The organism is Acinetobacter sp. 24-47-39, from assembly GCF_056783825.1.
The window spans coordinates 51,944-71,599 of record NZ_JBWYIP010000003.1 but is presented as its reverse complement, the minus strand read 5'-3'; the positions used below and the strand labels follow the sequence as shown (position 1 = coordinate 71,599).

General features: G+C 39.1%; 20 protein-coding genes and 3 tRNA genes. 16 read left to right on the top strand and 7 right to left on the bottom strand.

Features of this window, described 5'->3' with window-relative positions; all coding sequences use genetic code 11:
* Positions 1–32: 32 nt before the first annotated feature.
* Together radA and AC1M9C_RS04320 are read left to right on the top strand one after the other, a co-directional pair.
* Positions 33–1,421 (top strand): DNA repair protein RadA, encoded by a 1,389-nt coding sequence (gene radA / locus AC1M9C_RS04325; RefSeq protein WP_035267023.1) that lies wholly within the window; start codon positions 33–35, stop codon positions 1,419–1,421.
* Between the two features lie 131 nt (positions 1,422–1,552).
* Positions 1,553–2,557, top strand: coding sequence for a Tim44 domain-containing protein (locus tag AC1M9C_RS04320; protein WP_481611465.1), 1,005 nt, complete (start codon positions 1,553–1,555; stop codon positions 2,555–2,557).
* 240 nt (positions 2,558–2,797) lie between these two features.
* On the opposite strand, the gene AC1M9C_RS04315 is transcribed toward AC1M9C_RS04320, so the two are convergent.
* Entirely contained in the window at positions 2,798–3,985 is a 1,188-nt protein-coding gene (locus tag AC1M9C_RS04315) for a trypsin-like peptidase domain-containing protein (RefSeq protein WP_035267020.1), read from the bottom strand.
* A gap of 169 nt (positions 3,986–4,154) precedes the next feature.
* Here AC1M9C_RS04315 and AC1M9C_RS04310 point away from each other — a divergent pair, with 169 nt between their 5' ends.
* From AC1M9C_RS04310 to AC1M9C_RS04285, 6 genes are all read left to right on the top strand, one after another.
* The gene (locus tag AC1M9C_RS04310; protein WP_481586581.1) at positions 4,155–4,913 is read left to right on the top strand and encodes a Nif3-like dinuclear metal center hexameric protein; all 759 of its coding nucleotides are present in this window, start codon (positions 4,155–4,157) and stop codon (positions 4,911–4,913) included.
* A 161-nt stretch (positions 4,914–5,074) separates the two neighbouring features.
* Positions 5,075–5,701: a superoxide dismutase gene (locus AC1M9C_RS04305; protein ID WP_035267016.1), complete on the top strand. Its 627-nt coding sequence runs from the start codon at positions 5,075–5,077 to the stop codon at positions 5,699–5,701.
* A gap of 153 nt (positions 5,702–5,854) precedes the next feature.
* A tRNA-Asn gene (locus AC1M9C_RS04300) sits at positions 5,855–5,930 on the top strand.
* Between the two features lie 6 nt (positions 5,931–5,936).
* A tRNA-Asn gene (locus tag AC1M9C_RS04295) sits at positions 5,937–6,012 on the top strand.
* Positions 6,013–6,517: 505 nt separating this feature from the next.
* Positions 6,518–6,593 (top strand) — tRNA-Asn (locus tag AC1M9C_RS04290).
* Between the two features lie 65 nt (positions 6,594–6,658).
* On the top strand, positions 6,659–7,111 hold the full coding sequence (locus AC1M9C_RS04285; protein ID WP_035267051.1) for a DUF2726 domain-containing protein: 453 nt from the start codon (positions 6,659–6,661) through the stop codon (positions 7,109–7,111).
* On the opposite strand, the gene AC1M9C_RS04280 is transcribed toward AC1M9C_RS04285, so the two are convergent.
* From AC1M9C_RS04280 to AC1M9C_RS04265, 4 genes are all read right to left on the bottom strand, one after another.
* The gene (locus AC1M9C_RS04280; protein ID WP_051586562.1) at positions 7,112–7,342 is read right to left on the bottom strand and encodes a hypothetical protein; all 231 of its coding nucleotides are present in this window, start codon (positions 7,340–7,342) and stop codon (positions 7,112–7,114) included.
* A gap of 112 nt (positions 7,343–7,454) precedes the next feature.
* Complete coding sequence (locus AC1M9C_RS04275; RefSeq protein WP_035267011.1) at positions 7,455–8,678, bottom strand: alpha/beta hydrolase family protein; 1,224 nt, start codon at positions 8,676–8,678, stop codon at positions 7,455–7,457.
* A 109-nt stretch (positions 8,679–8,787) separates the two neighbouring features.
* Positions 8,788–9,666, bottom strand: a complete 879-nt coding sequence (ubiA, locus tag AC1M9C_RS04270; protein ID WP_035267008.1) for a 4-hydroxybenzoate octaprenyltransferase — start codon at positions 9,664–9,666, stop codon at positions 8,788–8,790.
* A 10-nt stretch (positions 9,667–9,676) separates the two neighbouring features.
* The gene (locus AC1M9C_RS04265; RefSeq protein ID WP_180028690.1) at positions 9,677–10,168 is read right to left on the bottom strand and encodes a chorismate--pyruvate lyase family protein; all 492 of its coding nucleotides are present in this window, start codon (positions 10,166–10,168) and stop codon (positions 9,677–9,679) included.
* A gap of 159 nt (positions 10,169–10,327) precedes the next feature.
* On the opposite strand from AC1M9C_RS04265, the gene AC1M9C_RS04260 reads away from it, so the two are divergent.
* The gene (locus AC1M9C_RS04260; RefSeq protein WP_481953269.1) at positions 10,328–11,242 is read left to right on the top strand and encodes a polysaccharide deacetylase family protein; all 915 of its coding nucleotides are present in this window, start codon (positions 10,328–10,330) and stop codon (positions 11,240–11,242) included.
* 30 nt (positions 11,243–11,272) lie between these two features.
* Here AC1M9C_RS04260 and AC1M9C_RS04255 read toward each other — a convergent pair whose 3' ends face one another.
* The gene (locus AC1M9C_RS04255; RefSeq protein WP_481953268.1) at positions 11,273–11,551 is read right to left on the bottom strand and encodes a hypothetical protein; all 279 of its coding nucleotides are present in this window, start codon (positions 11,549–11,551) and stop codon (positions 11,273–11,275) included.
* A 96-nt stretch (positions 11,552–11,647) separates the two neighbouring features.
* Positions 11,648–13,063 carry a type I glutamate--ammonia ligase gene (gene glnA, locus AC1M9C_RS04250; protein WP_171076768.1) on the bottom strand — a complete coding sequence of 472 codons (1,416 nt, stop codon included), beginning with the start codon at positions 13,061–13,063 and terminating at the stop codon, positions 11,648–11,650.
* A 952-nt stretch (positions 13,064–14,015) separates the two neighbouring features.
* Between glnA and AC1M9C_RS04245 the strand changes: the two genes are divergently transcribed.
* The 7 genes from AC1M9C_RS04245 to AC1M9C_RS04215 all read left to right on the top strand — a co-directional run bounded on the left by AC1M9C_RS04245 (position 14,016) and on the right by AC1M9C_RS04215 (position 19,635).
* Positions 14,016–14,600 carry an anthranilate synthase component II gene (locus AC1M9C_RS04245; protein ID WP_092765952.1) on the top strand — a complete coding sequence of 195 codons (585 nt, stop codon included), beginning with the start codon at positions 14,016–14,018 and terminating at the stop codon, positions 14,598–14,600.
* A gap of 9 nt (positions 14,601–14,609) precedes the next feature.
* Complete coding sequence (gene trpD / locus AC1M9C_RS04240; RefSeq protein ID WP_035266991.1) at positions 14,610–15,656, top strand: anthranilate phosphoribosyltransferase; 1,047 nt, start codon at positions 14,610–14,612, stop codon at positions 15,654–15,656.
* An 18-nt stretch (positions 15,657–15,674) separates the two neighbouring features.
* Positions 15,675–16,481 carry an indole-3-glycerol phosphate synthase TrpC gene (gene trpC, locus AC1M9C_RS04235; RefSeq protein ID WP_481953267.1) on the top strand — a complete coding sequence of 269 codons (807 nt, stop codon included), beginning with the start codon at positions 15,675–15,677 and terminating at the stop codon, positions 16,479–16,481.
* 183 nt (positions 16,482–16,664) lie between these two features.
* Positions 16,665–17,756, top strand: coding sequence for a calcium:cation antiporter (locus AC1M9C_RS04230; protein ID WP_035266988.1), 1,092 nt, complete (start codon positions 16,665–16,667; stop codon positions 17,754–17,756).
* 120 nt (positions 17,757–17,876) lie between these two features.
* Entirely contained in the window at positions 17,877–18,560 is a 684-nt protein-coding gene (locus AC1M9C_RS04225; RefSeq protein WP_092765950.1) for a Smr/MutS family protein, read from the top strand.
* Positions 18,561–18,654: 94 nt separating this feature from the next.
* Positions 18,655–19,203, top strand: coding sequence for a GTP cyclohydrolase I FolE (folE, locus tag AC1M9C_RS04220; RefSeq protein ID WP_171076769.1), 549 nt, complete (start codon positions 18,655–18,657; stop codon positions 19,201–19,203).
* 72 nt (positions 19,204–19,275) lie between these two features.
* Positions 19,276–19,635 (top strand): cupin domain-containing protein, encoded by a 360-nt coding sequence (locus AC1M9C_RS04215; RefSeq protein WP_035266981.1) that lies wholly within the window; start codon positions 19,276–19,278, stop codon positions 19,633–19,635.
* Positions 19,636–19,656 lie beyond the last annotated feature (21 nt).

Sequence of the window (19,656 nt, the reverse complement as noted above, 5' to 3'; positions counted from 1 at the left end):
CATATAGAAATTCAAAAAACCTATATTAAGTTATGGCTAAAGCAAAAAGTGTATATCGCTGTGAACAATGTGGCGCAGATCATCCTAAATGGGCAGGTCAATGCTCAGAATGCGGAGAATGGAACAGTTTAGTTGAAGTCACCATTGCCCCTGCGATTACGCATCGTGCAAATCCAAAAATTGCAGGTGGTTATGCTGGTCAAGCAGCATCAATCACTACATTGAATCAAGTTTCAGTTTCTCACGAAACACGTTTAGCAACAGGGATTGGAGAATTTGATCGCGTTTTAGGCGGAGGGCTTGTTACTGGTTCAGTTGTACTGATCGGTGGTGACCCTGGTATTGGTAAATCAACAATTCTTTTGCAGACGGCAACCCATATGGCTGCCGCGAAAAGTTCCGCCCTATATGTCACTGGTGAGGAATCTTTATCTCAAGTTGCATTACGTGCCAATCGTTTGGACCTCCCAACTGATCAATTAAAAGTGATGGCTGAGACGTGCGTAGAGCGTATTTGCGAAGTATTAGCGCATGAACGACCTGCTGTCGCGATCTTAGACTCGATTCAAACTTTATACACTGAAACTTTACAGTCTGCGCCAGGCGGCGTTTCTCAAATTCGAGAATCTGCAGCCCTTCTAACACGTTTTGCGAAAAACAGCGGAACAGCATTATTTATTGTGGGTCATGTGACCAAAGAAGGTGCTTTAGCTGGCCCTCGTGTTTTAGAACACATGGTCGATTGCGTACTTTATTTTGAAGGTCAATCTGATTCACGTTATCGAATGATTCGAGCTGTTAAAAATCGTTTTGGTGCAGTCAATGAACTCGGTGTTTTTGGGATGACCGATAAAGGGCTTAGAGAGGTTGCCAATCCCTCAGCCATCTTTCTTAGCCGATATGATGAAGCGATTCCTGGTTCTATCGTCATGATTAGTCGAGAAGGCACACGTCCACTCTTAGTTGAAGTGCAAGCCCTAGTAGATGACGCGCATGGTCAACCTCGCCGTGTTGCATTGGGTCTTGAGCAAAACCGTTTGAATATGCTACTCGCCGTCATGCACCGACATGGTGGTGTTCAAACTTCTGGTCAAGACGTATATGTGAATGTTGTTGGTGGCTTAAAAATTACTGAAACAGGTTCAGATCTCGCCGTCTTATTGGCTTGTGCTTCAAGTTTGAGAGCAAAAGCGCTCCCTCAGCAATTGGCTGTATTTGGCGAAGTGGGTTTATCGGGAGAGATTCGTCCCGTACCTAACGGGCAGGAACGTTTAAAGGAAGCGATTAAGCACGGGTTTAAATATATTATAGTCCCTAGAGCGAATGCACCACAAAAGGATATTCCTGGTGTTCGCATTATCGCCGTTGCCCGTCTACATGAAGCTTTAACTGAAGCGATGAGCTTAGCGGATGAACATTAATTCAGCTGATCAATTTATTTAACTAAACACTGTGTATGAATACTGAAAAAAATTGAGGTTTAAGTTGAAATTTAAGCTAAAAGACTGCATAAATACAGTGTGAAATTAACTTTTTAAAATAGGAATTTTAGATGGAAGTTCGACAGCGTAGTTTAGTTGCGGGTATTTTAATGGCGACACTCATGGTAGCGCCTTTTGCAGAAGCAAAACGTGCTGGTGGTGGTAAAAGCCATGGTATGAGCCGTTCTGCTGCTCCAACCCAATCATATCAGCAACCACGTCAAGCTACTCCTGCCCAACAACCTGCTGCTCCAGCGACTGCACCTCAAAAGTCTGGTCCTGGTGTTGGTGGTATGGTCGCTGCTGGTGTTGCTGGTGCTGCAATTGGTGCAGTCGCAGCAAATGCTTTAGCAGATGATGATACTGTTCCAGCGAGTCAAGCAGAAGTTGCTGCACAACCTGAGGAAGAAGGTGGTATCCCAAGTTGGGTTTGGTTGTTGATTATTGCTGCTGCTGCGTTCTTCATCTTCCGTAAATTCGGAGCAAAAAAAAAATTAGCGGCTAACAACCCATATGCACCAAACAGTTCAGGTCCTCAATCTGCACCGTTTGGTCAAACTGCTGCACCTCGCCCTTCAGTGTCTAATGACAATACCAATATTTTTGGTCAATCTGTGGGCGGTGGTACAGCTGCATCTCAAGCGCCATTTGGTCAAGCACCACAAGCTCCTTTTGGTGCAGCAACAATGTCTAGTGGAAGTCAGCTACCTGACGGAACTGAACCAGCTGCTTTCTTACGCATTGCACGCCAACGCTTCAACCATATTCAATCGATGAATACGGCAAGTAATATTGCTGAGATTCAACGTTATTTGACGCCTGATCTTTATCAATCGATGTATAACGATATCATGGCTAACCAAGATCAAGACGTAGCTGAGTTTTCAAATCTGAATGCTATGGTTGTTGATTCTGCGACTGAAAATGGTCAATACGTTGTTAGCGTTCGTTTCACGGGTACGGTAAGTGAAGACTTAAACAGCCTTCCACAACCGTTTGCTGAAGTCTGGCATTTCGTTAAACCAGCGGGTTCTAGTCAAGATTGGTTGGTTGCGGGCATTCAACAGGAAAGCTAATTTTATTCTCTTAAAAAGCCAGTGAACCACTGGCTTTTTTTTTGTTTCGTATACTGTTTAATCACTGTTGAGTGAATTCAATTCTGCATGTATTAAAACCCTATCTCACCGTCACTTAGGAATGCATGACCGCATTTAAATCACTAACTAAGTAGCAGATTTATTCAGATCCATTCAAAGGTTTGAAACAATATAGAATCTAAGAATTATAAAAAAGCCCCATTACTGGGGCTTGTTAATTTAACGACGAGGTAATGGAATATACTGGCTATTACGATCGCTGGTTTCAGCTGGTCGTTCACCAATAACCACTTCCGTATTGATACTCTTACCTTCACGTAAAATCTCAATTTTTGCAGAGGTATTCGGTGATTGCATTGCAACATAATTAATCAATTGTGATGGATTATTGATCTCCTGATCATTTACTTTCATGATCCGATCACCGACTTTAATCTTAGCTTTATCTGCAGGACCAGACTCATAGACGCTGCTCACAATTACCCCCTTCTCACGAGGTTGTAATACATCGAGTTGCGTTGGATTCGCCAGACCAATACCTAGCCACCCACGAATCACTCTGCCTTCTTTTAATATTGAATTCAGAACTTGCTGACAGACTTTAGCAGGAATAGCAAAACCAATTCCTAAAGACCCACCCGATTGCGAGAATATTGCGGTATTAATCCCAATCAAATTACCCGCAACATCAATGAGTGCTCCTCCAGAATTTCCTGGATTAATAGCAGCATCGGTTTGAATAAAATCTTCATAGAAATTTATACCCAATCCCGAACGTTCTGTCGCAGATATGATCCCTTGCGTGACTGTTTGCCCCACGCCAAATGGATTACCAATTGCGAGTACAACATCTCCAACCTCGTTTCCACTCAGTTTGAAAGGAAGCACTGGTAGTTTGTCCATTTCGATTTTAATGACTGCTAAATCCGTATCAGGATCTGTTCCAATCACTTTGGCTTCTGCTCGACGACCATCATACAACGCCACAATAATCTGATCAGCCTGTGCAATCACATGATTATTAGTCAGAATATAACCATCAGGTCGAACAATCACCCCTGAACCCAAACTATTTTCATTTGGTCCTTGTCCAAAACGTTCTGGTAATTGACCACCAAAAAATTCTCTAAAAACAGGATCATTTAGAATCGGATGATCAATTTTTTTAACAGTTTGTGTTGTAAAAATATTGACGACTGCAGGTGCTGCAACCTTTACCGCAGCATTGTATGAAACCACTCCCCCAGAACGTGTCGTATCCACTAAAGGTTCTACTTTTTCAGCCGGCATTTTATAACCATCAGCTGCTATTTGAGGCTTTGGTTGATTTAGCTTTTGCCACGTGACAAAACTAATAATTACAATGATGAGTAACACCCATGGTAACCATGTAAAGGACCGGCGCACTTTAATATCCTCTGAGAATTTTAATTTATTGATGAGAAAAGTATTTATGACAGCATATTGTAATCAAAAAAAATTTATATACCTAAAATTGTGAAAATAGTTTTGTTCGGCTTTAGTTAATATTAAAAATATGCTTTGATCTTTATATTTTCACAGACTTAAGAACATTATGGTAAAGCTAAACGACATTATCCAATGGTGTGATCAGACCCTAAAAGCCAATGAATTTAAAGATTACGCTCCTAATGGTCTGCAAATCGAAGGCAAAACAGAAGTAAAGCGAATTGTTTGTGCTGTATCGGCTTCTCAATCAGCCATTGATGCTGCAATCGAGCTGCAAGCTGATGTTTTATTGGTTCACCATGGCTATTTTTGGAAAGGTGAGCCATCTCCGATTACAGGAATGCGTGGCAAACGAATTAAATCACTCATTCAACATGATATTTCATTATTAGCTTATCATTTACCTCTAGATAGCCACCCTAGCTTGGGAAATAATGCAGCGATAGCAGATTTACTTCATCTTGATCAACTTGAAGCACTTGATCCGAATGAACGTCATCCCATTGGAAATATCGGCTATTTAAAAAATGCAATGACACCAGATGAGTTCAAAGCTTTTGTGTCACAACAACTTAATTATGATCCGATACATTTGATGGCTGATAAACCACGTATTCAAAAAGTTGGATTTTGTACTGGCGGTGCTCAAGACTTTATCACTAAAGCTGCCGAACAAAATTGCGATGCTTATATTTCAGGTGAAGTCAGTGAGCGTACCTTTTATCAAGCTGTAGAATTAGATGTGCATTATTACGCATGTGGACATCATGCGACTGAACGTTATGGTGTTCAACGACTAGGTCAAGCAATTTGTGAACAATTTGGTCTTGAATATCATTACGTTGAACTCAATAATCCTATTTAAATTGATTTAACCACGCGTTTTAAATTGGAGTGAGCTTATACGTATTAATTCACGCTTTATTCTGTATTCTTATTTATAAGTAATGCGCAAAATATGGTGAGAATCTATTACAATAAGTGCACTTCGATGTAAAACCCAGCACAATGCAAGGAACTTAAAACATGACAACGATTACTTTACCAGCTCTTCCGTACGGTTACGAAGATCTTGCTCCACACATCAGCAAAGAAACTTTAGAATACCACCACGACAAACACCACAATACTTACGTTGTTAATCTAAACAACCTTATTGCAGGTACTGATCTTGAAGGTAAAACGCTTGAAGAAATCATCAAAGCTTCTGTTGGTGATGCTTCTAAAGCAGGTATCTTCAACAACGCAGCACAAGTTTGGAACCACACATTCTACTGGAATTGTATGGCTAAAAACGGTGGTGGTAAAGCGACTGGTGCTTTAGCTGCTAAAATTGACGAAGCTTTCGGTTCTTACGAAAAATTTGCTGAAGAATTTGCTGCTGCTGCTACAACTCAATTCGGTTCAGGTTGGGCTTGGTTAGTTGCTGATGAAGTAAATGGTAAACTTTCTATCATGAAAACTTCAAATGCTGATACTCCACTTGCTCATGGTAAAGTAGCTGTATTAACGATCGATGTTTGGGAACATGCTTACTACATCGACTTCCGCAACGCTCGTCCTAAGTATATTTCTACTTTCTTAGAAAGCTTAGTGAACTGGGATTACGCTAATGCGAAATATGCTGGTCAAGAAGCTGGCGTAGAAAAATAAGATTTAACCGTCTTATTAGGTTTAAAAAACCATCCTTTTAGGATGGTTTTTTTATTATTTACATCAATTTGAGTATTAATAAATCAAACTATTCATTTCTTTACAATAATTGGTTGACGACTAGTAATTTCAACCCTAAAATGCGCATCAGATTCTCCAATAGCTCAGTCGGTAGAGCGACGGACTGTTAATCCGCAGGTCCCTGGTTCGAGCCCAGGTTGGAGAGCCAATCTAATCTCCCATAGCTCAGTCGGTAGAGCGACGGACTGTTAATCCGCAGGTCCCTGGTTCGAGCCCAGGTGGGAGAGCCAAGATTCTAAAAACCCAAGCATAATGACTTGGGTTTTTTTATGCCTAAATTTTTGATTTGCTATAGAATTATTCTAATTTTATAAAAAAGTCTAAAAATGAATACACCTTGGCTTAAATCACTGATTTTCTGGTCTCTACTTGTTGGCAGTCTCATTTTTATATTTCAATGCACTCAGAAATCTGAACATAATAAAGTAGCCCCTACACTTATGTATGAACGTTTGTATCACTGTACTTCGGAATTATCCTCTGAGCACGCACTCCTAATCAAAAAAATTCAAAATGAGTTAAATGTGGAATCATCACAACAGACCATGATGGAACTCATGAGTTTATGTCGTAAAGCGAACCCACTGAAAAGCAAAGCAGAGTATGTCCATTTATTAAAAAAGCTATAGATCGTTTCACTTAGATTAAATTTAAATCAGTTGATTCATATTTCTAATATTTTTCAATGTTAAGGCTTGACCTCTCTTCATTTGACTCATAGAATGCGTACCAGATTCTCCAATAGCTCAGTCGGTAGAGCGACGGACTGTTAATCCGCAGGTCCCTGGTTCGAGCCCAGGTTGGAGAGCCAAGATTCTAAAAACCCACTCAATCGAGTGGGTTTTTTCTTATATGTGCTTTTATTTACGAATTCCTGTGTTTCAATCCAGTCAAATTACTTTCTTAATTATTGGTGTTATTGCAACCCTTGCCCTGCTCACCATTATCTTTCAACAATTATTTAAAAAGCCACAACGCTTTTACCCCAAACGCATTATTACCGCATTTGAAAGTAAAATGTTTTTTAGATTAAAAGAGAGTTTTCCGCAATACCATGTGCTTGCTCAAGTCGCTTTTAGTGCTTTAATCACAAACCCTAGTCTAAAGATTCGAGCTAAATTCAATCGAAAAGTGACTGATTTTGTCTTACTGGATGATCAGCTTAAAGTTGTCGCCATTATCGAACTCGATGATCCAAGTCATCTTGGTAAGGAACAAGAAGATGCTGAACGCGATCAAATGTTTTATGAAGCAGGATATCGAGTATTTCGCTATAACGATATCCCAAGTGTTCAAAGTCTCAAAAAAGACATTCTTGCTAAAAAATAATTAGTTCAAAGGCTCTGCTACAGACGAAGCATTCTGCTCAAGTTGCTCTTGTTTTTCTCTAGCTTCAATTCGCGCGGCTTGTTCTGCACGTAAACGATCGTACTCTGCTTTGTTCTTTGCATCACTCTTTACTGCAAAAAAAGCAATCGCAATGATAAGCAACGGGATAAGGGGGCCTAGACTTGCCAATAAAATAAATTTAGTGGTGAATTTCTTTTTTGATGAAGTCATCGACAAAACCTGAGTCATTGAGTCCGAGGCAATATAACAGAATAAAGTCATAGAAAAAACTTTAGCTTTAAGGGTCAACTAGGATGCAACACCCTAGCTGACATAGTCACGTTTAGCGCACCGATAAATACGATTTAATAAAATCAACAACCTCATCATTTTTCTCAACAATCGCTTGTGTATGCGATGCTCCTGCCACAATATCTAATACAACTGGAGGTTGAGTCCCCAATCCATTTAACTGATTTACTAATTGTTGTGTTACTTGATATGGGACAGCGGTGTCATTTTCACCTTGAACCACATAAACCGGTTTCATGAGTTTTTGAGTTCCAGGCTGATTATTACTTAAAAAACTACTCACCACTGGATCATTTTCAAAGCCAACCTTTAACCCAGGATAGTCCATTACTTTTTGTGTTGAATTTGATTCCAAATAAGTCTTAATATCTTTACTAAACTCATCAATTAATGGCATCAAGCATAGGCCATTTTCACCAGTCGACCCCTCAGCTTTCTCTGCCACAGCTTGAGACCTAGATTGGAATATCGTTGCTAATGAAAATCTAGGTTCATATGCTTTAATCCCGACACCTGTATAAGCAGCATAAGCTAATAGCTCTGAATAAATAGCGATTGCCAAATCTCTATTTTGACTTTCTATCGCTGAAATGGCATTTGGTGCGACTTGGGTAATAATGTAACCCAAACTTGATGCTGGAGCAGTCGCTACAGCCCCTTTGTAATACGGATCATTATTGGCATATTGTGCAATTCCTAATGATGCATGACCACCTTGGGATTGGCCGACAGACATCCAAGATTTATTTAATTGTGATGGATATGCTTGGTGAACTGACTTTATTGCATGAATCGCAGATTGTGCAGCACTAGATAGATGAAGATAAGGATGAATCCCTTTAACTCCCAAACCTTCATAATCAGGTGCTACAATGACATAACCTTCTTTAAGAAGACTGTTCGCTAAAATTTCAAAATTTGAATTAAGTACATTATTGCTTGGTGCACATTCGTCTCCAACACCAGTTGTTCCATGTGCCCATACCACCACTGGCCATCCTGCTGCTGGCTGAGCAGTTTTAGGAAACATGACCATTGCTGTAGCCTCAGTTTTCTGACCCAGAACATTCGGCATTAAATAAGTCATAATCTGGATTTTGGAAGCTTGCTCTAGACTATCTTTTTGATAAGCTTTCTCAGCAATAAACACTTTTTCTTGAAAAATATTTTTATCATCATCACTATTACAAGCCGTTAAGAGTAATGCTGCCGTACAGCACATTGCGATAACCGTTTTTTTAATCACATACTTCATCATTCTTTCCCTTCATTATTATCACTCTCCATGAGTACTTTTAATTAAACATAAAAAAAAAGCATCCGACTAGGATGCTTAATAACTTTATTTGTACTTAATATTCAGTTTATATGAACGCAATAAAAATACCCATAAAGATCATCACCCCTACCCATCGGTTATGTCTAAATGCCCAGAAGCACCATTGCGGATCTTTATCACGTGTTTTGGTCCATTGATAGATGAAATCACCTACCACGAGCACTAATGCGATTAATCCATAAGGGACAAGTATGTGTTCAAGCCATAGTGCAGTACCAATTAAAATAACACTCATCGCCTGCAATAAACTGATAATTTTAATATCATTTTTTCCAAACAAAATGGCCGTCGACTTAACCCCAATCTTTAAATCATATTCGCGATCCGTAATTGCATATTGAGTATCATAAGCTACAGTCCAAGCCAAATTACCGAAATAAAGTAGCCAACACGTCCAATCCAAAGGCTTCCCCATTGCAGTAAATGACATCGGTATACCCCATGAGAATGCCATCCCCAGTACCACTTGAGGTAAATGCGTATAGCGCTTCATAAATGGATAGATGAAAGCAAGTACCAGCCCAATTAAGGCACAATAAAAAGTTTCAATAGGCAGGAAAAACAATGTACAAGCACTTGCAGCAACCAGTGCGATAAACACCCAAACTGCTTCTTTTGCCGAAATCACACCTGTGGCTAATGGACGATTTTTGGTTCTTTCTACGTGTGCATCCACTTTACGATCAGCAAAATCATTAATGGCACATCCCGCTGCACGCATAAAAATAGTGCCACATACAATGGCAAGCAGTGTCACTAAATCAGGTATTCCACCAGCTGCAATCCACAGCGCCCATAAGGTGGGCCACAGGACTAACTCAGTACCAATTGGCTTATCGAAACGACATAAATAGTAATAAGCGCTTAAACGCTCGCGCCAGGTGATTGCTTGTGCGGTTGCCATAAAGTCTAGCTCAATGAGTTTTTATAAAACGTTCAAATGCTGGTAAAAATGTTTCTTGGACAATAAATTTACAGCCATGCCAAGTATAACAGCTCTGTCTAGTCCATCCATCCTCAAGTAATATCACGCGACGTTGGCATTGCGGTTCTGTGCGTTGGAATAGGAATCGACCTATGGGCTGATTTCCAATATGTTGAAAGAGACGTGCTTTTTTTTGAAGGCTGGTAATTGGAAAAATAGATTTCGCTTTTACCCAAGGTTCGCAATCAGAACCAAATAAATGAGTCTCTCTAACCCAAGAAGTATGCTGATGTGATACACCCATCCAGCTAGCATCATTAAAGTTTAAACGTTGAAATCGCTCTTGGATTCGTTGGACTTTAAATATTCCATCAGCTAAATCTGTCAGTTGTTGGGTAAGTGAGCCTGAGGCGTACAACCATTTTTTTAACTCAGGACACATTAATTTTTCCTGATGATTAAATTGACGGCTTTCAAGCATATTTCAGACTACCATTATTTTATACTCTCAAGTGTACCCAAGCTTTAGAACTAATGCACCAAACCTATGGTTTAGTTTAAGACATCACACTCACACATTTCATACTGCACTCCCCCAAAAAATGCTATAAACATTCATTCGTAAACAACTTCATTAAACATGCTTAAATTTAGCTTGTACTTATTTATATCACTGTTATTTCTTTCCCAAGCTCATGCTCGTCAATTAGCACTGAGTTTTGATGATGGATTAAATCCAACTATCGATCCTACTGCTCCACTCATTAATCAACAAATACTAGCGCATTTAAAAAACAAAAATATTCAATCTATCATTTTCCCAAGTTACATCAAAATCGGTGACAATGCGGGTAAAGACTTAATACGTCAATGGGATAAACACGGACACATTGTTGGCAATCACAGTGCTTTTCACGAAAATTTAAATAAACCTGAAGTTTTGGCGAAAGACTACATCAAGAGCATTAAAATTAATGAATTGGTTTTTCATGATTTAAAAAACTATAGGAAAATTTTTAGATATCCCTATCTTAAAGAAGGCAATAATATTGCGAAAAGAGATCAAGTCCAAAACTGGTTAAAACAAAATCATTACCAGCATGGTGGTGTCAGTATTGATGCAAGTGACTGGTTTTATAATCAAAAATATCTAGCGTATCTAAAAGCAGGAAAAACGTCACACATTAAAAGATTGAAGCGTGCTTATATTGATCATCTTCTTGATCGAGCTGAATATTATGACTCACTCGCATTGCAAACCCTTCAACACTCTCCTCAACATGTATTGTTACTCCATACGAATGCGATTAATGGACAGTTTCTAGGCGAGATCATTCTAGCCTTAGAAAGCAAAGGTTGGAAAATAATCAATGCAACAGATGCTTATACTAATCCACTATATAAGAATTTCAGCTCTAATATCCCCGCTGGAGAGAGTATTATATGGTCTATCGCCAAAAGCCAAAATATTGAAAATTTAAGATATCCTGCTGAGGATGCACCTTATGAGCGTGAAAACTTACTCAAATATGACTTGGATGATCACAAGGAATAAATCTTATTTTTTAGGCGCAGACTCACACATTCAAGCATTGTCTGATTTTGCAATCACTTCAAATTTATTTTGTGCTGTTTTTACTAAAATAAAACCTTCGGCACTGATATAAAATTCATTTGGATAATCAAATTGTAAAGCCAAATCAGGATTTCTCAGTTCAAGAAATTGTGCCTGTTTATAGCCTTCCATGGTTCTGCCAACTTCCAAATAGGTCACTTCAGAAAAATTGAGCTTAAATCCTTTTTCGTGGTCACTTGGATCATTCCAAGGAAAAAATCCCGTGTGCTTTTTACGTGGCTTTGCCATGAAATATTTCTCATATTTGACTACATTTATTTTAACTCAAAACAAAAAAAAACCCGCGCATTGCGCGGGTTTTTTACAGCGAAATTCGTGAACGAATTACAGGCTGTAGTACATATCAAATTCAACTGGGTGAGTTGTCGTATTAAGACGACGAACTTCTTCAGTTTTAAGCTCAATGTAAGCATCAAGCATTTCTTTAGTGAATACGCCACCTTTAAGTAGGTAATCGTGATCCGCTTGAAGAGCTTCTAAAGCCATATCCAAGCTGTGTGCAACTGTAGGAATTTTTGCTTCTTCTTCAGGAGGTAGATCATACAAATTCTTGTCTGAAGCTTCACCTGGATGAATCTTGTTTTGAATACCGTCGATACCCGCCATTAACAATGCAGCAAAACCTAAGTACGGGTTCATCATTGGATCTGGGAAACGTGCTTCAATACGTTTACCTTTCGGGCTAGAAACGTATGGAATACGGATAGAAGCTGAACGGTTACGCGCTGAGTAAGCAAGCATAATTGGCGCTTCATAATGTGGCACTAAACGCTTATACGAGTTTGTAGAAGGGTTAGTAATCGCATTTAATGAGCGTGCGTGCTTGATGATACCGCCAATGAAATACAATGCCATTTCTGAAAGGCCTGCATATTCATCACCAGCAAACAAGTTCTTGCCGTCTTTAGAAATTGACATATGAACGTGCATACCAGAACCGTTATCACCAACCATTGGTTTAGGCATAAACGTTGCAGTTTTAGCATATTGATGAGCAACGTTCCAAACAGCATATTTAAACTGTTGTACTTCATCAGCTTTACGAACCATTGTGTTGAAGCTCACACCAATTTCTAATTGGCAAGATGCAACTTCATGGTGATGTACTTCTACACGACCTGGCCCCATGATGTCTTCAATTTTCGCACACATTTCTGCACGCATATCGTGGTGAGAATCAACTGGAGGCACTGGGAAGTAACCACCTTTAACGCGTGGACGGTGGCCTGAGTTACCTGATTCGTAAGAATTACCTGTAGACCAAGCAGCTTCTTCAGCGATTAATGTATGGCGAGCACCAGACATATCGATGTCCCATTTAACTTCGTCAAATACGAAGAATTCTGGTTCTGGACCAAAGAAAGCAGTATCACCAATACCAGTAGATTTTAAATATTCTTCTGCACGGCGAGCAATTGAACGTGGGTCACGGTCATAACCTTGACCAGTAGATGGCTCAATAACATCACAAGTCACCACTACAGTTGGCTCTGCAAAAAACGGGTCGATAAAACCTGTTTCAGCATCTGGACGTAAGATCATGTCAGACGCTTCGATACCTTTCCAACCAGCAATTGAAGAACCGTCGAACATTTTACCATCTTCAAAAGTATCTTCATCGATAGTATCTGCTGGGTAAGTAACATGTTGTTCTTTACCCTTAGTGTCCGTAAAACGGAAGTCTACCCATTTTGCGCCACTTTCTTGGATGAGTTGTAGGACCTTGTTCGCCATGCTCATTTTGCTCCGATGATTTTTTGTTGCACATTTAGTGCGTGTTAGTAGTTGGTAGTTTTAAAGCAATTACCGTACCAACTTTTAAAAGCAAAGCTAAAATCTTGAAATCCTTATCAGATTAACAGCTTTATTCACTTTGCTTTGTGACTATTATACTGTGCTTAAAACTAAATGCACCATATTCAGGCACAGTTCATCGTAATAAAAAATATTTATTTACAACCTGTATCAAAATGGTGCATCCCAGAGCATGATCGTTTAATTATTAAACTTAAAGTCAAGTTTATTTAGGGATTTAATTGCTTAATTTACCAAACGATATATTTTATAAATTTTTATAAATTAGAAAAATGGATCAAATTTTCAGACACATGCATTTAATGCCTTGTTTTATATATCAATAATTAAAAAGCTTTAATAATTATTTTTTACTTGAAAGACTAAAATTCCAACTCAATCATGACTTTATTAATACACATCGAGCCATGATGAATCTAAATTTTGTGCATCATATTAGTTCAGTAAAATTAAATATCTTAGATAAATGATGTAAAAGTGAACGACCGCGAGACTAAATCTTATAAATTATAAATTTACTGAGTGCATTTTGTTTGTTTGTTTTTAAAACAAATCTTACTCATCAAACAGAATGATTAAAAAAACTTATGAACAACACGTATGAGCTTTTAGATTCAGATCAATATTTCATTTATTAGCGCTCTTCACATAGAACCATTCATTCACACATTAATTTGATTTAAGTGATCAATATTGCTGATGTTTTGAACCCCAAAATTTAACCTGCGCTGATAAAAGAATCTGCTATGATAACTGCCACTTAATCGCTTTGGGTTACTAGACAAGGATGCAGTCAACACTCTGTGATGCATCTTATCAACGTGAATAAAAAAGCTAAATTAAGTTAAATTATAAATTTCAAGAGGTTAAGCTTAAAATGCTTCTGATGATCGACAACTATGACTCTTTTACCTACAACATCGTCCAATATTTTGGCGAGTTAAATCAGGAAGTAAAAGTGGTCCGTAATGATGCCGTGACTTTGGAGGATATTGAGCGATGGCAACCAAAATATCTCGTCATTGGACCTGGTCCCTGCTCTCCCTCTGAGGCAGGTATTTCAATCCCAGCGATTCAACACTTTTCAGGCAAGATACCACTGCTTGGTGTGTGCTTAGGTCACCAAAGTATCGGGCAAGCATTTGGTGGAGATATTGTTCGTGCAAAAAAAGTAATGCACGGGCGCTTATCTGACATGTACCACTCTGATCAAGGGATCTTTAGCAATCTACCCTCTCCATTCTCAGCGACTCGCTATCATTCTTTAGTCATTGATCAAGCGACTTTGCCTGAATGTTTAGAGGTGACGTGTTGGACCAATGAAGAAGATGGTTCTATGGAAGAAATTATGGGTGTGAAACATAAAACCCTTCCCGTTGAAGGTGTTCAGTTCCATCCAGAATCGATACTCAGCCAACATGGCCACAAAATTTTCCAAAACTTCTTAGAAATTTATGCGTAAGAGCAAGACATGAATATTCAACAAGCATTGAACAACATTACGAAAAATATTGAATTAACGCAGCCTCAAATGGAAGCTGTTATGCGCACCATTATGGATGGTGAAGCGACTGATGCACAAATCGGTGCATTGATGATGGGTTTGCGTTTAAAAGGCGAAAGTATTGACGAAATTACTGCTGCTGCACGTGTGATGCGTGAATATGCGATCAAGATTGATGTCAGTGATCTTCCATACTTAGTCGATATCGTTGGCACGGGTGGTGATGGACAAAACCTGTTTAATGTATCAACTGCATCAAGTTTTGTAATTGCAGCGGCAGGTGCAACGATTGCCAAACACGGTGGCCGAGGTGTGTCATCAAAATCAGGCTCGTCAGATCTATTAGAACAAGCTGGTATTAATCTCGACCTAAATATGGCACAGACTGAACGCTGCATCCGCGATTTGGGTGTGGGTTTTCTCTTTGCTCCAAACCATCATAAAGCAATGAAGTATGCAGCAGGTCCTCGTAAAGAATTGGGCTTCAGAAGCATTTTCAACTTACTTGGCCCGCTTACGAATCCGGCTGGTGTAAAGCGCTTTGTGATTGGCGTGTTCTCAACAGAATTATGTCGACCTATTGCTGAAGTTCTTAAGCAACTTGGTGCTGAGCACGTCATGGTTGTTCACTCTAAAGATGGGCTAGATGAAATCAGTCTTGCTTCATCCACCTATGTTGCTGAGTTAAAAAATGGTGAAATTACTGAATGGGAAATCCTCCCTGAGGATGTAGAGATTGAGTCTCAAACATTGACGCATTTATCTGTTGATAGCTCTGCTGAAAGTTTGGCACTGATCAAAGATGCACTAGGTAAGAAAAAGTCACCGAAAGGTGAAAAAGCGGCCAGTATGATTGCATTAAATGCTGGTGCTGGTATTTATGTCTCAGGTTTAACTTCGAGCTATAAACAAGGTGTGGCATTAGCACATGACATCATTTATGGTGGTCAGGCACTTGAAAAGATGGATGTGCTTTCTGAATTCACAAAAACAATAAAACATTATGAAGCTTAATTAAGTCAGGACATTCTTATGTTAGATATCGCGAATACTATTCTTGGCAAAATTGTTGACCGTAAACAAGAAGAATTTGCTGCACGATTAAAACAACGTAGCTATAAGGACGTCGAAGAACTCGCTCAAGCCGCTAGCCCTGTTCGCGGTTTTGCTCAAGCGCTACAACACAAACGTCCTGCTGTCATTGCTGAAATCAAAAAAGCATCTCCATCTAAAGGCATTATTCGAGAAAACTTCAATCCTGCTGAAATAGCTGAACAGTATCAATCAGCGGGTGCGGCATGTTTATCAGTACTTACAGATATTGATTTCTTCCAAGGTGCCGATGAAAACATTCATATTGCTCGCTCTCACTGTGATTTGCCTGCACTAAGAAAAGATTTCTTAATCGATCCTTATGGTGTGATTGAAGCTCGTGCATTGCATGCAGACTGTATCCTTCTCATTGTTGCATGTCTTTCAGATCAACAACTTGAGGAAATGTCGAAAACTGCATTTGAACATCATTTAGATGTACTGGTTGAAGTGCATGATGAATATGAACTAGAACGTGCTCTCAAATTGTCAGATCATTGTTTATTAGGCGTTAATAATCGTAATTTAAAAACTTTCGATGTTGATTTAAATACATCTTTACGTTTGAAAAAATTACTTGATCCTTCGCGTTTACTGGTGACTGAAAGTGGCATTGCTACGCCTGCCGATGTTGCCATGATGCAGGAAAATGACATTCACACTTTCCTTGTGGGTGAAAGTTTTATGAAACAGCCTCGTCCTGATCATGCCTTTACAGCATTATTTGGCGAACCTCAGAATATTTAACTCTAATATTCTGCGGTAAGGTTTTCAAATTCTAAGCTTTAGACCTGATAAGAATGGATTCCCGAATCCATTCTTGCCTCCATTAATTCCAACAACAATAGCTAGAACAAATTCAAAATAAATTTGATTAATAAACCATCAAACACTTATCATTATTTTCAACAATAAATAGAACATAATCTTATGAAAACGAATCGCTTTAATCCCACATGGACCATTGCTATACCTATAGTTTCACTGGTTATTCTGGGTGTATATCATCTTGTTCCAAGCTTTCCATTTATTGTCACATTACTTTGTGTTGGTCTGATTGGCAGTGTAGTGACTGCTGTGCATCATGCAGAAGTTATTGCTCATAAAGTAGGAGAACCGTTTGGTACGTTAGTGTTGGCATTATCCGTCACGATTATCGAAGTTGCACTGATTGTTTCAATGATGATGTCAGGTGGTCCTGAAGCCATGGGGCTTGCACGTGATACGATTTTTGCAGCGGTGATGATCATCTTAAATGCAATCATTGGTCTAAGCTTATTATTAGGTGCCACTAAACATCAAGTTCAAGGCTTTAATTTAGAAGGTGTCACTGCTGCTTTAGGCACCATGACCGTCATTATTGTTATTGCCATGGTATTGCCAAATTATGTGACTAACTCACCAGCTATTGGCAGCTACAACAATTCACAATTATTTTTTATCGCCATCATTACTTTGATATTATTTTCAGCGTTTACTTTTTTCCAAACTGTACGTCATCGTGACTACTTCCTACCAGTAGAAGTCGATCAGAATGCTGTAGAAGAAGATGTCTTCATTCCTAGTATTCATACTGTCATGATCAGCTTAATAATGCTGATCGTCTCTTTGATTGCTGTGGTATTGTCAGCAAAAGGAATTTCTCCAACACTTGAAAGCCTACTGACTCAGTTTGGCGCACCGTTAGCGACCCTTGGGATCATAATTGCAGCAATTGTATTACTGCCAGAGTTTGGAGCTTCTATTCGTGCAGCAAAAGCAAATCGGCTTCAATCAAGTTTAAATTTAGCCATAGGTTCTGCAATTGCAAGTATCGGACTTACGATTCCTGTGGTGGCTTTTTTTGCGATCGGCATGGGCTGGACACTCGAGTTAGGTTTAGATGCAAAATCATTAGCATTACTCGTACTATCACTTTTTGTTGTTTCAAATTCTCTGCGTACTGGATACACCACCATTTTGCCAGGCATTGTACATCTGTGTATTTTTGCCACATACCTATTTTTTAGCTTTGTCCCTTAAGTTATCTCCACTTAATTTAACCTGTTAAAATCAACTTAAATACTCCTCACTACAAAGTTGAGGGGTTTTCGGATTATAATCACATTCATTCATCTTCCACTTTAAAGTTACAAACACGTTATGAGTAAACATGATTCTTCTTTATCAAAAGATCAATTTAATTTACTGAAACAGTTTAAGAAACAAATCAGTAATCCTGCTCCTCGTGTTGAAGCTCCTAAACCTATTGAAAAGACGGTTGAACAAGAGCATGAGGAAGATTTAGAACTCTTTCGTCAGCAGATGCAAGGTGTTCAAAAAATTGATCATGGCAATATTGCAAAAATTGAGAAACCAGTAAAAAAGAAATTGGATGCTCAAACCTTAGCAAAACGTGCTGCTGCTGAAGGTCCAATGCATACTGATGAAACTGTGATGTCTGATACTCAAGCCATGCTCAATCCAGTTGGCAGTCAGGCCAGTCTGAGTTATCGAATTGCGACCTTACAACATAAAGTATTTGAAGATCTGAAAGCTGGAAATTTACGTTGGTTTGAAGCAGTTGATTTGCATGGCTGTACCGTAGAAGAAGCACGTTCAGCTGTATTGCAAATTATTCAGATGGCGAAAGAGCAAAATCAAAACGTCATTAAAATCGTTCATGGTAAAGGCCCTGAAGCTGTTTTAAAAACCTATGTTAATAGTTGGCTCAGACAACATCGTGATGTTTTGGCTTTTGTCAGTGCGCCTGAAAAACAAGGTGGCACTGGCGCGGTCTTAGTTCTGCTTAAACGTGCAGAAAAGAATCCAAAATTTACTCAATAATCGGAATTTTTTCTGAATATACGGCATTGTAATCGTTTTCTGATACAATGCCGTCCTTGTTCAACATCTGTGTAAGTGAACACGTCTTATGTCTATGCAGCAATCCTACGCCAACATTTTAACTGCCGTTGGCGAAGATCTTACTCGTCCTGGTCTTAAAGATACACCAATGCGTGCTGCTAAAGCTTTTTCGTATTTGACGTCAGGTTATAGCCAAACGCTTGAAGAAGTGACCAACAATGCGGTCTTCCCTTCAGACAACCGTGAAATGGTTTTGGTCAAGAACATCGAATTCTATTCGCTTTGTGAACATCATTTACTGCCATTCTATGGACGTGTGCATATTGCCTACTTACCAGAAGGTCAAGTTTTAGGTTTATCTAAATTTGCACGTATTACTGAAATGTTTGCCCGTCGTCTACAGATTCAAGAAAATCTAACTCAACAGATTGCTGAAGCTGTGGCTCAAGTGACTGGTGCTAGAGGCGTAGCTGTTGTCATTGATTCAGCACATATGTGTATGATGATGCGTGGTGTAGGCAAACAAGAGTCAACCACTCGTACAGTATCATTTGTTGGGGACTTTAAAACTAACAAAGATGAACGTCGCGAGTTTCTGAGCGCTGTTCCAGAAAGTTATTAATTCATAAAACCTCAACCTTGTTGAGGTTTTTTTTAGACCGTATTCCAAGGCTCAATTTCTTAAGGTGAATATATGACATCTCTTCATGTTGCAGGTCAAGGTCAACAACACGCAGAAAAGTCAGTCGACTTCCCGCGTCCTGATCGTCTCGTCCAAGGCAATCCCGAACGTCACACCTACAGTCTTTATGAACACGAGCATATGGACTGTGGGATTTGGGAATGTGAAGTTGGTGCTTGGAATATTCAATTTGCCGACAATAAACAAGAATTCTTTCAAATTATAGAAGGAAAAGTTCGCATCCACACTCAAAGTAAAAATCACTTTATCGAAGTTTCGGCAGGTCAAGCAGGTGTAATACCACCAGGATTCATTGGAACATTCGAAGTCGTTGAGAAAGTGAAAAAGTACTATGTGAATGTAATCGTTTAAAAACAAGCTTCACCTTTCAAC

Excerpts from the sequence above, each read along its gene's own strand:
- AC1M9C_RS04320 (WP_481611465.1), top strand. The coding sequence starts at position 1,553 with ATGGAAGTTCGACAGCGTAGTTTAGTTGCGGGTATTTTAATGGCGACA.
- AC1M9C_RS04215 (WP_035266981.1), top strand. The coding sequence starts at position 19,276 with ATGACATCTCTTCATGTTGCAGGTCAAGGTCAACAACACGCAGAAAAG.
- AC1M9C_RS04275 (WP_035267011.1), bottom strand. The coding sequence starts at position 8,678 with ATGAAGTATGTGATTAAAAAAACGGTTATCGCAATGTGCTGTACGGCA.
- AC1M9C_RS04225 (WP_092765950.1), top strand. The coding sequence starts at position 17,877 with ATGAGTAAACATGATTCTTCTTTATCAAAAGATCAATTTAATTTACTG.
- glnA (WP_171076768.1), bottom strand. The coding sequence starts at position 13,063 with ATGAGCATGGCGAACAAGGTCCTACAACTCATCCAAGAAAGTGGCGCA.
- AC1M9C_RS04260 (WP_481953269.1), top strand. The coding sequence starts at position 10,328 with ATGCTTAAATTTAGCTTGTACTTATTTATATCACTGTTATTTCTTTCC.
- AC1M9C_RS04265 (WP_180028690.1), bottom strand. The coding sequence starts at position 10,168 with ATGCTTGAAAGCCGTCAATTTAATCATCAGGAAAAATTAATGTGTCCT.
- AC1M9C_RS04280 (WP_051586562.1), bottom strand. The coding sequence starts at position 7,342 with ATGACTTCATCAAAAAAGAAATTCACCACTAAATTTATTTTATTGGCA.
- AC1M9C_RS04255 (WP_481953268.1), bottom strand. The coding sequence starts at position 11,551 with ATGGCAAAGCCACGTAAAAAGCACACGGGATTTTTTCCTTGGAATGAT.
- AC1M9C_RS04230 (WP_035266988.1), top strand. The coding sequence starts at position 16,665 with ATGAAAACGAATCGCTTTAATCCCACATGGACCATTGCTATACCTATA.
- folE (WP_171076769.1), top strand. The coding sequence starts at position 18,655 with ATGCAGCAATCCTACGCCAACATTTTAACTGCCGTTGGCGAAGATCTT.
- AC1M9C_RS04305 (WP_035267016.1), top strand. The coding sequence starts at position 5,075 with ATGACAACGATTACTTTACCAGCTCTTCCGTACGGTTACGAAGATCTT.
- AC1M9C_RS04310 (WP_481586581.1), top strand. The coding sequence starts at position 4,155 with ATGGTAAAGCTAAACGACATTATCCAATGGTGTGATCAGACCCTAAAA.
- ubiA (WP_035267008.1), bottom strand. The coding sequence starts at position 9,666 with ATGGCAACCGCACAAGCAATCACCTGGCGCGAGCGTTTAAGCGCTTAT.
- AC1M9C_RS04245 (WP_092765952.1), top strand. The coding sequence starts at position 14,016 with ATGCTTCTGATGATCGACAACTATGACTCTTTTACCTACAACATCGTC.
- trpC (WP_481953267.1), top strand. The coding sequence starts at position 15,675 with ATGTTAGATATCGCGAATACTATTCTTGGCAAAATTGTTGACCGTAAA.
- trpD (WP_035266991.1), top strand. The coding sequence starts at position 14,610 with ATGAATATTCAACAAGCATTGAACAACATTACGAAAAATATTGAATTA.
- radA (WP_035267023.1), top strand. The coding sequence starts at position 33 with ATGGCTAAAGCAAAAAGTGTATATCGCTGTGAACAATGTGGCGCAGAT.